Origin of the sequence: Ralstonia mannitolilytica (assembly GCF_905397375.1) — a bacterium.
Classification (GTDB): Bacteria; Pseudomonadota; Gammaproteobacteria; order Burkholderiales; family Burkholderiaceae; genus Ralstonia; species Ralstonia mannitolilytica.
Genome location: NZ_CAJPVG010000003.1, coordinates 315,838 through 328,178, shown reverse-complemented (window position 1 = coordinate 328,178; position 12,341 = coordinate 315,838). Strand labels below are relative to the sequence as shown.

13 protein-coding genes are annotated in these 12,341 nt (G+C 65.1%); 7 read left to right on the top strand and 6 right to left on the bottom strand.

Annotated features, from left to right (window positions below):
* The first annotated feature begins 39 nt into the window (after positions 1-39).
* From KHN96_RS09605 to KHN96_RS09575, 7 genes are all read left to right on the top strand, one after another.
* Positions 40-1,887 carry a dipeptide ABC transporter ATP-binding protein gene (locus KHN96_RS09605; protein ID WP_373994663.1) on the top strand — a complete coding sequence of 616 codons (1,848 nt, stop codon included), beginning with the start codon at positions 40-42 and terminating at the stop codon, positions 1,885-1,887.
* A gap of 49 nt (positions 1,888-1,936) precedes the next feature.
* Positions 1,937-3,502: a glutathione ABC transporter substrate-binding protein GsiB gene (gene gsiB / locus KHN96_RS09600; RefSeq protein WP_062739138.1), complete on the top strand. Its 1,566-nt coding sequence runs from the start codon at positions 1,937-1,939 to the stop codon at positions 3,500-3,502.
* A gap of 70 nt (positions 3,503-3,572) precedes the next feature.
* The gene (gene gsiC / locus KHN96_RS09595) at positions 3,573-4,496 is read left to right on the top strand and encodes a glutathione ABC transporter permease GsiC (RefSeq protein WP_045786729.1); all 924 of its coding nucleotides are present in this window, start codon (positions 3,573-3,575) and stop codon (positions 4,494-4,496) included.
* A gap of 10 nt (positions 4,497-4,506) precedes the next feature.
* Positions 4,507-5,406, top strand: a complete 900-nt coding sequence (gene gsiD / locus KHN96_RS09590) for a glutathione ABC transporter permease GsiD (protein WP_062739139.1) — start codon at positions 4,507-4,509, stop codon at positions 5,404-5,406.
* 1 nt (position 5,407) lies between these two features.
* Positions 5,408-6,433: a DmpA family aminopeptidase gene (locus KHN96_RS09585; protein WP_062739140.1), complete on the top strand. Its 1,026-nt coding sequence runs from the start codon at positions 5,408-5,410 to the stop codon at positions 6,431-6,433.
* A 9-nt stretch (positions 6,434-6,442) separates the two neighbouring features.
* The gene (locus KHN96_RS09580; RefSeq protein WP_062739141.1) at positions 6,443-7,258 is read left to right on the top strand and encodes a M55 family metallopeptidase; all 816 of its coding nucleotides are present in this window, start codon (positions 6,443-6,445) and stop codon (positions 7,256-7,258) included.
* Between the two features lie 321 nt (positions 7,259-7,579).
* Entirely contained in the window at positions 7,580-7,945 is a 366-nt protein-coding gene (locus KHN96_RS09575) for a chitin-binding domain-containing protein (RefSeq protein ID WP_062739142.1), read from the top strand.
* A 96-nt stretch (positions 7,946-8,041) separates the two neighbouring features.
* On the opposite strand, the gene prmB is transcribed toward KHN96_RS09575, so the two are convergent.
* From prmB to dapD, 6 genes are read right to left on the bottom strand one after another with little or no spacing between them, the layout of a single operon-like run.
* Positions 8,042-8,944: a 50S ribosomal protein L3 N(5)-glutamine methyltransferase gene (gene prmB, locus KHN96_RS09570; protein ID WP_045786734.1), complete on the bottom strand. Its 903-nt coding sequence runs from the start codon at positions 8,942-8,944 to the stop codon at positions 8,042-8,044.
* A gap of 17 nt (positions 8,945-8,961) precedes the next feature.
* Positions 8,962-9,480 carry a class IV adenylate cyclase gene (locus KHN96_RS09565; RefSeq protein ID WP_045786735.1) on the bottom strand — a complete coding sequence of 173 codons (519 nt, stop codon included), beginning with the start codon at positions 9,478-9,480 and terminating at the stop codon, positions 8,962-8,964.
* Positions 9,481-9,490: 10 nt separating this feature from the next.
* The gene (gene dapE / locus KHN96_RS09560) at positions 9,491-10,642 is read right to left on the bottom strand and encodes a succinyl-diaminopimelate desuccinylase (RefSeq protein WP_062739151.1); all 1,152 of its coding nucleotides are present in this window, start codon (positions 10,640-10,642) and stop codon (positions 9,491-9,493) included.
* Positions 10,643-10,679: 37 nt separating this feature from the next.
* Positions 10,680-11,024, bottom strand: a complete 345-nt coding sequence (locus tag KHN96_RS09555; protein ID WP_045786736.1) for an arsenate reductase — start codon at positions 11,022-11,024, stop codon at positions 10,680-10,682.
* A 14-nt stretch (positions 11,025-11,038) separates the two neighbouring features.
* Entirely contained in the window at positions 11,039-11,452 is a 414-nt protein-coding gene (locus KHN96_RS09550; protein WP_062739143.1) for a hypothetical protein, read from the bottom strand.
* 60 nt (positions 11,453-11,512) lie between these two features.
* On the bottom strand, positions 11,513-12,340 hold the full coding sequence (gene dapD / locus KHN96_RS09545) for a 2,3,4,5-tetrahydropyridine-2,6-dicarboxylate N-succinyltransferase (RefSeq protein WP_004626643.1): 828 nt from the start codon (positions 12,338-12,340) through the stop codon (positions 11,513-11,515).
* Position 12,341 lies beyond the last annotated feature (1 nt).

The window sequence follows — 12,341 nt, the reverse complement described above, 5'->3', positions numbered from 1 at the left end:
ACAGCAACCAAACAGCCCAGTGCCAGCAGCGTCATTGCCATGCCCGATCAGCGCGTCGTGCAGGTGCAGGACCTGAGCGTGCGCTTTGCCACGTCCGAACGTGTGGTCGACGCGGTGCGCAACCTGTCGTTCCATGTCGACCGCGGCGAGACGCTGGCCGTGGTGGGCGAATCGGGGTCGGGCAAGTCGGTGACGTCGCTGGCGCTGATGCGGCTGGTGGAGCACGGCGGCGGCAAGATCGTCGGCGGGCAGATGCATTTGCGCCGCCGCAACGGCGAGGTCCTGGACCTGGCCAACGCTAGCCCGGCGGCCATGCGTGGCGTGCGCGGCGCCGATATCGCGATGATCTTCCAGGAGCCCATGACCTCGCTCAACCCGGTGTTCACCGTGGGTGAGCAGATTGCCGAATCGATCCGCCTGCACCAGGGCAAGTCCGCCAGTGAAGCCAAGGCCGAGGCGCTGCGCATGCTGGAGCTGGTGCGCATTCCGGAAGCCCGCAATGTGCTGGGGCGCTATCCGCACCAGCTGTCGGGCGGCATGCGCCAGCGCGTGATGATTGCGATGGCGCTGTCATGCAAACCGTCGCTGCTGATTGCGGATGAGCCGACCACCGCGCTGGACGTCACCATCCAGGCCGAAATCCTGCAACTGATACGCGCGCTGCAGCAGGAGCTGCACATGGCCGTGGTGTTCATCACGCACGACATGGGCGTGGTGGCGGAAGTGGCCGACCGCGTGCTCGTGATGTACAAGGGCGATCGCGTGGAAGAGGGCCCGTCGGCCACGGTCTTCGCACAGCCGGCGCATCCGTATACGCGTGCGCTGCTGTCGGCGGTGCCGCGCCTCGGCTCGATGCAGGGCACCGATGGTCCGGCGCGCTTTCCGTTGTTGCGTGTGGATGGCACGGCCGCCGCGGTCGATACGACACCGCAACCGGCGGCGTCGCACGATGTGCAACCCATTTTGCGTGTGCGTGATCTCGTCACGCGCTTTGACGTGCCCACGGGCATCTTCGGCCGCGTCACGCGCCGGGTGCATGCGGTGGAGCAGGTCAGTTTTGATCTCTACCCTGGTGAGACGCTGGCGCTGGTCGGCGAATCGGGTTGCGGCAAGTCGACGACGGGACGGTCGCTCTTGCGTCTGGTGGAGTGCCAGAGCGGCAGCATCGAATTTGCCGGCCAGAACATCGACGAGTTGAAGGGGCCCGCGCTCCAGACGCTTCGCCGAAACATCCAGTTCATCTTCCAGGACCCATTCGCCTCGCTGGACCCGCGCGTGCCGGTCGGCTACTCCATCATGGAGCCGCTGCTGGTGCACAAGGTGGCTTCCGGCAAAGAGGCGCAGCAACGCGTGGAATGGCTGCTCGACAAGGTGGGCCTGCAGGCCGCGCATGCGTCGCGCTATCCGCACGAGTTCTCGGGCGGGCAGCGCCAGCGCATCTGCATTGCGCGCGCGCTGGCATTGAACCCGAAGGTGGTGATTGCCGATGAGTCGGTGTCCGCGCTGGACGTGTCGATCCAGGCGCAGATCGTCAACCTGATGCTCGACCTGCAGAAGGAGTTTGGCGTTGCGTTCCTGTTCATCTCGCATGACATGGCGGTGGTGGAGCGCATCAGCCATCGCGTGGCCGTGATGTACCTGGGCCAGATCGTCGAGATCGGTCCGCGCCGCGCGATCTTCGAAAACCCGCAGCACCCCTATACGAAGAAGCTGATGTCGGCCGTGCCGATTGCGGACCCGGCGCGCCGTCACCTGAAGCGTGAGCTTTCCACGCACGAAATCCCCAGCCCGATCCGTGCCGTTGGCGACCTGCCGGTGGTGCAGCCGTTGGTGCAAGTGGCGCCAGACCACTTTGTTGCCCGCCATTCGATTGGCGGCGCGTATTAATCGCAATACAGAACGCAGTGAGACGTCATCTTTGATGAGGAGGAAGGAAATGTTCAATCGCTTTGCCCACCGAGTCGCATTCGGCCCGCGCGCAGCCATGGTTGCCAGCGGCCTGGCCCTGGCGGCATTCACCATGCCGGCCTTTGCCGCCAAGGACGCCGTGATGGCGGTCTACTCGACCTTCACCACGATGGACCCGTACGACGCCAACGACACGCTGTCGTTCAGCGCCGCCAAGTCGTTCTATCAAGGCCTGTTCGGCTTCGACAAGGACATGAAGCTGGTCAACGTGCTGTGCGACAGCTACGACGTCAGCAAGGACGGCCTGGTCTACACGTTCAAGCTGCACAAGGGCGTGAAGTTCCACGACGGCACCACGTTTGATGCCAACGCCGTCAAGGCCAACCTGGACCGCGTGACGGACCCGGCCAACAAGCTCAAGCGTTTCGTGCTGTTTAACCGCGTGGCGAAGACCGAAGTGGTGGATCCGTACACCGCGCGCGTGACGCTCAAGGAGCCGTTCTCGCCGTTCATCAACGTGCTGGCGCACCCGTCGGCGGCCATGATTTCGCCCACGGCACTCAAGAAGTACGGCAAGGACATCGCCTTCCACCCGGTCGGCACCGGCCCGTTCGAGTTTGTCGAATGGAAACAGACCGACTACCTGAAGGGGAAGAAATTCGACGGCTACTGGAAGCATGGCCTGCCGAAGATCGACACCATCACCTGGAAGCCGGTGGTCGACAACAACACGCGCGCCACCGTCATGCAGACGGGCGAAGCCGACTTTGCGTTCACGATTCCGTTCGAGCAGGCCGCGGTGCTCAAGAGCAGCCCGAAGGTTGACCTGATTGCAGCGCCGTCGATCATTCAGCGCTATGTCAGCTTCAACACCAACGTGAAGCCGTTCGACAACCCCAAGGTGCGTCAGGCAATCAACTACGCCATCAACAAGGATGCGCTGACCAAGGTGGCGTTTGCGGGCTACGCCGTGCCGTCTGAAGGTGTGGTGCCGCCGGGCGTGGACTACGCCGTCAAGCTGGGTCCGTGGCCGTACAACCCGGCCAAGGCGAAAGAGCTGCTGAAGGAAGCAGGCTATCCGAACGGCTTCGAGACGCAACTGTGGTCGGCCTACAACCACACGACGGCGCAGAAGATCATCCAGTTCGTGCAGCAGCAACTGGCACAGGTCGGCATCAAGGCGTCCGTGCTGGCGCTGGAAGCCGGCCAGCGCGTCGAGCGCGTCGAAAGCGTGCCGAAGCCGGAAGACGCCGGCGTGCGCATGTACTACGCAGGCTGGTCGTCGTCGACGGGTGAATCGGATTGGGCGCTGCGTCCGCTGCTGGCATCGGAAGCCATGCCGCCCAAGTCGTTCAACACGGCGTACTACAAGAACGAGCAGGTCGATGCCGACATCGCGGGCGCGCTGCGCACGACCGATCGCGCAGAGAAGTCGAAGCTCTACACCGACGCGCAGAAGCGCATCTGGGAAGACGCACCGTGGGCCTTCCTGGTGACGGAGAAGATCGTCTACGCACGTTCGAAGCGTCTGTCGGGGGCCTACGTGGCGCCGGACGGCTCGTTCAGCTTTGATGACATCGACATCAAGCAGTAAGCCTCAACGTTGTGCCGGCCCGCGCAGGCGTTGTGCGGGCCACTGAATTTCCGCCTGCGGTGGATTTGCCATGCTGAATTACTTCGTAAAACGTGTGCTGGGCGTGATCCCGACGCTGCTGATCGTGGCAGTGCTGGTGTTCCTGTTCGTGCATCTGTTGCCCGGCGACCCGGCGCGTTTGGCCGCCGGCCCCGAAGCGGACGAGACGACGGTCGATCTCGTACGCAAGGACCTGGGCCTGGACAAGCCGATGCACGAGCAGTTCGTGCGTTTCTTCGCCAACGCCGCACGCGGTGAATTCGGCAACTCCATCCGCACCAAGCGCCCGGTGAGCGAAGAGATTGGCGAACGCTTCTGGCCGACGCTCAACCTGACGATCACCAGCATGGTGTGGGCGGTGATCTTCGGCATGGTGATCGGCATCACATCCGCCGTGTGGCGCAACAAGTGGCCCGACCGTCTGGGCATGACGCTCGCCGTGTCGGGCATTTCGTTCCCCGCGTTCGCACTTGGCATGCTGCTGATGGAGGTGTTCTCGGTGCAGCTCGGCTGGCTGCCGTCCATCGGCGCGGATACCTGGAAGCACTACGTCCTGCCTTCGCTCACGCTGGGCGCGGCCGTGGCCGCCGTGATGGCGCGCTTCACGCGTGCATCGTTCGTGGAAGTGCTGCAGGAAGACTTCGTACGCACCGCCCGTGCCAAGGGCGTGCGCGAGACGGTGGTGGTCATCAAGCATTGCCTGCGCAACGCGATGATCCCGGTGGTGACGATGATGGGTCTGCAGTTCGGCTTTCTGCTGGGCGGCTCGATCGTCGTGGAGAAGGTGTTCAACTGGCCGGGTCTCGGGCGCCTGCTGGTAGATGCGGTGGAGATGCGCGACTACCCGGTCATCCAGGCCGAGGTGCTGCTGTTCTCCCTGGAGTTCATCCTGATCAACCTCGTGGTGGACATGCTGTACACCGTCATCAACCCCACCATCCGCTACAAGAAGTAAGGAGGCCGCCATGACCCAAGCCACAAGCCAGGCGGTCGCACCGCAAGGCGCCACCGAACCCGTCCGCACCCCGTGGACGGAGTTCTGGCGCAAGTTCCGCAAGCAGCATCTGGCGATGGGCGCCGGTGTGTTCGTGATCGCGCTGGTGTTGATCGCCATCCTCGCGCCGCACATCGTGCCGTTCGACCCGGAAAACTATTTCGACTACGACGCGCTCAACGCGGGGCCGTCGGCGCAGCATTGGTTTGGCGTTGACTCGCTGGGCCGCGACATCTTCAGCCGCATCCTGATGGGCACGCGCATCTCGCTCGAAGCGGGCTTTGTGTCGGTCATCATCGGCGCCATCGTGGGCACCATGCTCGGCCTGCTGGCCGGCTACTACGAAGGCTGGTGGGACCGCATCGTCATGCGCATCTCCGACGTGCTGTTCGCCTTCCCCGGCATCCTGCTGGCCATCGGCATCGTCGCCATCCTGGGCAACGGCATGATCAACGTGATCTTTGCCGTGGCGGTGTTCAGCATTCCGGCGTTTGCGCGGCTGGTGCGCGGCAACACGCTCATGCTCAAGCACCTGACGTATGTGGAAGCCGCACGCAGCATCGGCGCATCGGACTGGACGATCATCATGCGGCACATCCTGCCGGGCACGATTTCGTCCATCGTCGTGTACTTCTCGATGCGGATCGGCACCTCGATCATCACCGCTGCCAGCCTTTCGTTCCTGGGCCTGGGCGCACAGCCGCCTACGCCGGAGTGGGGCGCGATGCTCAACGAGGCGCGCGCCGACATGGTGACGGCGCCGCACGTGGCGATCTTCCCAAGCCTGGCCATCTTCCTGACCGTGCTGGCGTTCAACCTGCTGGGCGACGGCCTGCGCGACGCGCTGGATCCGAAGATCGACCGCCGTTGATATGCCGATCCGCCTTCCTGCCATCGGCACGCTGCCGGCCGGCACACGCAACAGCATCACCGACGTGGCCGGCGTCACGGTCGGCCACGCAACGATTGCCGGCGGCGACATCCAGACCGGCGTGACCGTGGTACGCCCGCACGCGGGCGACGTGTTTCTCGACAAGGTGCCCGCCGCCAGCGTCGTGCTCAACGGCTTCGGCAAGAGCATCGGCCTCGTGCAGGTGGACGAACTCGGCGTGCTGGAAACGCCAATTGCGCTGACCAACACGTTTGCCGTGGGCGCCGTGGCGCAGGCACAGATCCGCCAGGCGGTTGCCGCCAACCCGCAGATCGGCCGCGCATGGTCGACGGTCAATCCGCTGGTCTTTGAGTGCAATGACGGCTACCTGAACGACCTGCAGGCGTTTGCCGTGCAGGACGTCCACTACGACGCGGCCTACGCTGCGGCAGCCCAAGCGTTTGAGCAGGGCGCGGTCGGGGCAGGGCGCGGGATGTCGTCGTTTGGCGTGAAGGGCGGCATCGGCTCTGCGTCGCGCGTGGTAGCGCTTGCTGACGGCACGCAACGCACGGTGGGCGCGCTGGTGCTGTCCAACTTTGGCGTGACGGAAAACCTGACGCTTGCAGGGCGCAACGTCGGTGCGGACTTGGCAAAAGCGCTGTCTGCCGGCACACCGGCGCCGGAAAAGGGCTCGATCATCATGCTGCTCGCCACGGATGCACCGCTTGATGCACGCCAGCTGCGCCGCCTTGCCTTGCGCGCTGGCGCCGGGCTGGCGCGCACCGGCTCCGTCTTCGGCCATGGCAGCGGCGACATCGCGCTCGCGTTCTCCACTGCCTACACCGTGCCGCACGAAGGCACACGCGCCATGCCGGCCGTCGCCATGACCCACGAATCGCACCTCGACCCGCTGTTCCAGGCCGCCGCCGACAGCGTCGAACAAGCCATCGTGCACGCGCTGTTCCACGCAACGGCCGTCACCGGCCGCGACGGCAACACGCGCCGCGCACTGACCGAATTGATCTGACCTGACTCCATGCGAATCCTGATTTCCGCCGACATCGAAGGCGTGGCCAACGTGTTCCACCCCGAGCAGACGCGCCCCGGCAACGGCGAATACGAACGCGCCCGCCGCTGGATGACCGCCGAAGCCGACGCCGCCGTGCGCGGTGCCTTCGATGGCGGCGCCACGGACGTGCTCGTCAACGATTCGCACGGAGGTTTCCGCAACCTCATCCCCGATTCCATCGACCGCCGCGCACGCTTCGTCCTCGGCAAGCCGCGCTACCTGAGCATGATGGCCGGCGTGGACGGCTGCGATGCCGTCTGCATGATCGGCTACCACGCGCGCGCCGGCAGCCGTGGCGTGCTGGCACACACCATCAACAGCTTCGCGTTTGCGCGCGTCTGGTTCAACGAACAGGAACTGGGCGAAGCCGGCCTCTACGGCGCCCTGGCCGGCGAGCGCGGTGTGCCGGTGGCCGTGGCCAGCGGCGACGACATGTTCATCAAGGAAACCAAGCCGCTGCTGCCGCACACCACGTTTGTCGAGACCAAGCAGGCCGAAGGCCAGAACGCCGGCACATCGCTCTCGCCCGAGCAGTCGTGCGAAGCCATCTACGCAGCGGTCAAAGCCACGGTACGGCGCGGCCATTTCAGCATGCCGCTGCGCCTCCAGGCACCGATCGTCTGCCGCCTGCAAACGCAAACGCCCGCATTGGCCGATCTGTTCTGCCAATGGCCCGCCCTGGAGCGCGTCGACGGCACGATGCTGCGCTTCGCCGCCGACTCCGTAGAACATGCCGTGCGCATGCTCAACAGCCTCTCCGCCATGTCCGCGATGCTGCGTTAAGCACCAGCTCGACGCGTCACGGCGGCAGCGCACGCGCCCCGACGGTTTGGCCGTTCATGCCCTGGATGGCGCCTTGAATTTCTGTAAGCGGGCGGAAAAAAGACGGGGAACTGTCTGAGCGCAGCGAGTTTTCCCCGGCTCCGCCCGGTTACAGAAATTCAAGGAGTGGGTCGCCATCTCGGGCGCGCCTGTCTTTGCCTACCTTTCTTTGGCAAGACAAAGAAAGTCGGTCGGCCCCGACAGGGGACGAAACAGGGATGGACCAAAAACGCACATCACAGCGTAAACTTCAGCACATCCAACCCCCGAAGGAGCCCCCCCATGACCCGCGCACTCACACTCACCACGTTGCTGTGTGCGCTAGCAGTCGTCACGGTAACCGCCTGCGACCGCCGCCCATCTCCCAATCCGCCCGCGCCCCAAACATCCAAGGCCGAGAAAGAGGCCGCCGCGCTGGCCAAAGCCGCCGCGGAATTCAAGTGCCCGGGGCCTTCCGCCCGATTCATGGTCGACGACGGCACCAACCGCGGCCCGAAGCAGCCCGAGCGCACCAATTGCACCACCGCCTACGCCACGTGCGATGCACAGTCCCGGGCCGTGCTCGACCGCTGCCCGAGCGGCCAGGTGTTCGACAAGCGTTTTTCCATCTGCGTCGTGAAAGACGCGTGCGATGAGGTGAGGTCCTGACGCTGTTTCGGCAGCGGCGGCCGTTGCAGCCTCGCCTGCGAGTTGCGCTTGGTGCGTCCGGTTCCGAAGCCCGCGCGTGGGCAGAACACTCGGCGCTTAAAGCGCCTCGCGCGTAATCAGGAACACCTGGTCTTCGCCCGCGCTGGTCGGCAGCCAGATGAGGTCGAGATCGGGGAACGCCGCTTCGACGTTTTCGCGCTCGTTGCCGATTTCCACCACCAGCACGCCGTGCGGCTTCAGGTAGCGCGGCGCGTCGGCCAGGATGCGGCGCACGATGTCCATGCCGTCGTTGCCGCCGGCCAGCGCCATGTGCGGCTCGGCACGATACTCGGGCGGCAGCGCCTGCATCGACGCTTCGTTTACGTACGGCGGGTTCGTCAGGATCACGTCGTAATGCACACCCGGCGGCAGCGGCGCATACAGGTCGCCCTCGTGCAGGCGGATGCGGTCTTGCAGGCGGTATTCGTCGACATTGCGATTGGCCACCACCAGTGCATCCGGTGACAGGTCCACCGCGTCGATCGTCGCATTGGGCCATTGCAGCGCCGCCAGGATCGACAGGCAGCCCGAGCCGGTGCACAGCTCCAGCACGTCGGTCGGGCCGTCTTCCTGGTCGATCCACGGTTCCAGCCCGTCTTCGAGCAATTCGCCGATGAAGCTGCGCGGCACGATCACGCGCTCGTCCACGTAGAAGCGCATGCCGTGCATGAACGCCTCGTGCGTGATGTACGCAGCGGGCACGCGGTCGACGGCGCGGCGCTCGATCACGTTCAGCACGGCCGCCACTTCTTCGGGCAGCAGGCGCGCGTCCATGAACGGCTCCAGCGTGTCGATCGGCAGGTGCAGCGTGTGCAGGATCAGGTAGGCGGCTTCGTCGTAGGCGTTCTCGCTGCCGTGGCCGAAGACGAGGCCCGCCGCGGTGAAGCGCGACACGGCGTAGCGCAGCAGGTCGCGCACGGTGGTGAACGGGTGGGAAGCGGGGAGGGTAGGCGTGGTCATGGGTGACGTGAGTTGGCTCAGCGTTGGGTGGCAGCGAGCAGGTCGACGTAGGCCACGTCGAGCAGGTCGGATTCGGCAATGCCCAGGGTGCGCATCAGTTGATGGGCGGTCTTCACGCCGTCGTTTTCGGACTGCGTATCGTGCAGCACGACTTCGAGTTCGACGAAATCGCCGAGGTCTTTCACCGCATCGACATGAATGCGCGTCTGGCCGGAGAGATACAGCTGGCGCACCTTGATGACCCGGCCGGCGGTGCCGATGGCGGCGGCCAGCGTGTCGCGCAGGGCATCGGGCGCGCTGGTCGGAACGATGTGGTAGCTGGACACCCGCGGGCCGGTGCTGTCGGCACGGAAGTAGTGGATCAGCTCCCCGCGCTCGGGCGAGAACTGCCGCAGCTTCAGGCGCCCGTTCGCGCAGGCGAAGAACGTGTCGTCCTGCTCGATGCGCTCGGGGCCGGAATCCGCGATGGCGGCCGCGCGTTCAATCAGCGCAGCCACATCGCGCACACGCGCCTTGATCTCGACGTTGCGCGCCATCGGGGCAACCTCAGGCGATCAACGTTTCCAAGACGCGGCGATATACGTTTTTCAGCGGCTCGATAAACGCCACTTCGACGTGTTCGTCGATCTTGTGGATGCTCGCGTTCGGCGGGCCGAACTCGATCACCTGCGGGCAGATCTTGGCGATGAAGCGGCCGTCCGACGTGCCGCCGGTCGTCGATAGCTCGGTGGTGACGCCGCACTCGGCCTGGATGGCGGCGCTGAGCGCTTCGGACAGTTCGCCGCGCGGGGTGAGGAAGGGTTCGCCGCCGAGCGTCCAGTCCAGCGTGTAGTCCAGGCCGTGCGCATCGAGGATGCCGTGCACGCGGGCTTTCAGGCCCTCGGGCGTGCTCGCCGTCGAGAAGCGGAAGTTGAAGTCGACGGTGACGTGGCCCGGGATGATGTTGGTCGCACCCGTGCCGCCGTGGATGTTCGACATCTGCCACGTGGTTGGCGGGAAGTACTCATTGCCGTCGTCCCACTTGGCGGCGGCCAGTTCGGCAAGTGCGGGCGCGGCCAGGTGGATCGGGTTCTTCGCCAGATGCGGATACGCAATGTGACCCTGCACGCCGTTGACCGTGAGCTTGCCCGACAGCGAGCCGCGACGGCCGTTCTTGACCATGTCGCCGAGCGTGGACACCGAGGTCGGTTCCCCGACGACGCAGTAATCGAGTCGTTCGCCGCGTGCGCGCAGGAGGTCGCACACCTTGACGGTGCCGTCATGCGCGGGGCCTTCTTCGTCGCTGGTGATCAGGAAGCCGATCGAGCCGGCGTGGTCCGGATGCTTCGCAACGAACTCTTCCGATGCCACCACGAAGGCGGCGATGGAAGTCTTCATGTCGGCCGCGCCGCGGCCGTACAGCTTGCCGTCGCGGTGCGTGGGTTCGAAGGGGTCGGAGTGCCATTGCTCGACGGGGCCGGTGGGCACCACGTCGGTGTGGCCTGCGAAGACCAGCAGCTTGCCGCCGGTGCCGGCGCGTCCACGCTTGACCGCCCACAGGTTGGTCACGCGAAAGTGGTCCGGACCGCTGACCACGGTTTCGCATTCGAAGCCGGCGGCGCTCAGGCGTTCGATCAGCACGTCCTGGCAGCCCTTGTCTTCGGGCGTGACGGAGCGGCGGCGGATCAGGTCTTCAGTGAGGGCAAGCGTGGGCTGCATGTTCGACATGACGACAGTCACGGTGATGTTTTTGTGGTTAGAACAGGGCGGCGTACTGATCCGCCGAGAAGCCGACGTTGACGCTTTTGCCGTGCACGAGCACCGGACGCTTGATGAGCGACGGGTTGGCCTGCATCAGCGCGATGGCGCCGGCTTCGTCTTCGGCGCGGGCCTTGTCGGCGTCAGACAGGGCGCGCCACGTGGTGCCCTTGCGGTTGAGCAGCGTGGTGAGCGGCACATGCCTGAGCCAGCCGGCCAGCATGTCGGCGCTCACGCCTTGCTTCTTGAAATCGTGAAACGTGTAGGCAACGCCGTTCGATTCGAGCCACGTGCGGGCTTTCTTCACGGTGTCGCAATTGGGGATGCCGTGCAGGGTCGTCATGGTGGGATTCGCAATCAGTGTCGAGAGGCTTGCAGGGCAAACGCGAGGGCCGCAACGGCCAAGGCAAGACCGATGGACGCCAGCCATGTCATGCGCTTCAGGCGGCGCTCCAGCCGCGCGGCTTCGTCGCGCAGCGCGTCGATGGTGATGGCGTGCTGCTCAGCCAGCAGCTTGACGGATTCAGCCTGCTGCAGGATCGCCGCTTCCAGCTCGGCGATGCGTGTATTCGGATCGGGCGCGGCGCCTTCTGCGCGGGCAGGTTCGGTGCCGGTTTTCTTGCGGTTCTTGAACTTGTCGATGGTCTTGTTCGCCTGCTCCAGGATGGTGGGCAGCAGCGACAGGACAGTCCCGATGGTGTTTGGATCAAGACCCATGATGCGGTGGCGCAGCTTGCCCAAGCGGGAGCCGGTGGCATTGCGTTCGGACATGGCTGCGCTTGAAGTGGTTGGCATGCCCGCAAGACTAGCAGGCATGCCTTGCGCCGGTGCTTAATCGCCGCGCAGCAGCTCGTTCAGGCCAACCTTGGCGCGCGTCTTGGCGTCGACCTTCTTGACGATCACGGCGCAGTACAGGCTGTGCGAGCCGTCCTTCGACGGCAGGTTGCCCGCCACCACCACCGAGCCCGCCGGAATGCGGCCGTAGCTGACTTCTCCGGTTTCGCGGTCGTAGATCTTGGTCGACTGGCCCAGGTACACGCCCATCGAAATCACCGAGTTCTCTTCAACGATCACGCCTTCCACGACTTCCGAGCGTGCGCCGATGAAGCAGTTGTCTTCGATGATGACCGGGTTGGCCTGCAGCGGCTCCAGCACGCCGCCGATGCCCACGCCGCCCGACAGGTGCACGTTCTTGCCGATCTGTGCGCACGAACCGACGGTGGCCCACGTGTCGACCATCGTGCCTTCGTCAACGTAAGCGCCGATGTTCACGTACGACGGCATCAGCACGGCGTTCTTGGCGATGAACGAGCCACGGCGCGCCACGGCCGGCGGCACCACGCGGAAGCCACCCGCCGCGAAGTCTTCTGCCGTGTAGTTGGCGAACTTGCTCGGCACCTTGTCGTAGAACTGCGTGAAGCCGCCGGCAGCCATCGGCGCGTTGTCTTCCAGGCGGAACGACAGCAGCACGGCCTTCTTGATCCACTGATTGACGATCCACTCGCCGTCCTTCTTCTCGGCCACACGCAGCGCGCCGCGATCGAGCTGGCCGATCACGTTGGCGACGGCTTCGCGGACATCGGCCGGAGCGGACTTGGGCGACAGGTTGGCGCGGTCTTCCCACGCTTGGTCGATCAGGGATTGCAGTTGTTGCGTCATG

What these genes read in the sequence shown, in the direction of transcription:
- KHN96_RS09605 (WP_373994663.1), top strand. Translation starts at nt 40, where the DNA reads ATGCCCGATCAGCGCGTCGTGCAGGTGCAGGACCTGAGCGTGCGCTTT.
- gsiB (WP_062739138.1), top strand. Translation starts at nt 1,937, where the DNA reads ATGTTCAATCGCTTTGCCCACCGAGTCGCATTCGGCCCGCGCGCAGCC.
- gsiC (WP_045786729.1), top strand. Translation starts at nt 3,573, where the DNA reads ATGCTGAATTACTTCGTAAAACGTGTGCTGGGCGTGATCCCGACGCTG.
- gsiD (WP_062739139.1), top strand. Translation starts at nt 4,507, where the DNA reads ATGACCCAAGCCACAAGCCAGGCGGTCGCACCGCAAGGCGCCACCGAA.
- KHN96_RS09585 (WP_062739140.1), top strand. Translation starts at nt 5,408, where the DNA reads ATGCCGATCCGCCTTCCTGCCATCGGCACGCTGCCGGCCGGCACACGC.
- KHN96_RS09580 (WP_062739141.1), top strand. Translation starts at nt 6,443, where the DNA reads ATGCGAATCCTGATTTCCGCCGACATCGAAGGCGTGGCCAACGTGTTC.
- KHN96_RS09575 (WP_062739142.1), top strand. Translation starts at nt 7,580, where the DNA reads ATGACCCGCGCACTCACACTCACCACGTTGCTGTGTGCGCTAGCAGTC.
- prmB (WP_045786734.1), bottom strand. Translation starts at nt 8,944, where the DNA reads ATGACCACGCCTACCCTCCCCGCTTCCCACCCGTTCACCACCGTGCGC.
- KHN96_RS09565 (WP_045786735.1), bottom strand. Translation starts at nt 9,480, where the DNA reads ATGGCGCGCAACGTCGAGATCAAGGCGCGTGTGCGCGATGTGGCTGCG.
- dapE (WP_062739151.1), bottom strand. Translation starts at nt 10,642, where the DNA reads ATGCAGCCCACGCTTGCCCTCACTGAAGACCTGATCCGCCGCCGCTCC.
- KHN96_RS09555 (WP_045786736.1), bottom strand. Translation starts at nt 11,024, where the DNA reads ATGACGACCCTGCACGGCATCCCCAATTGCGACACCGTGAAGAAAGCC.
- KHN96_RS09550 (WP_062739143.1), bottom strand. Translation starts at nt 11,452, where the DNA reads ATGTCCGAACGCAATGCCACCGGCTCCCGCTTGGGCAAGCTGCGCCAC.
- dapD (WP_004626643.1), bottom strand. Translation starts at nt 12,340, where the DNA reads ATGACGCAACAACTGCAATCCCTGATCGACCAAGCGTGGGAAGACCGC.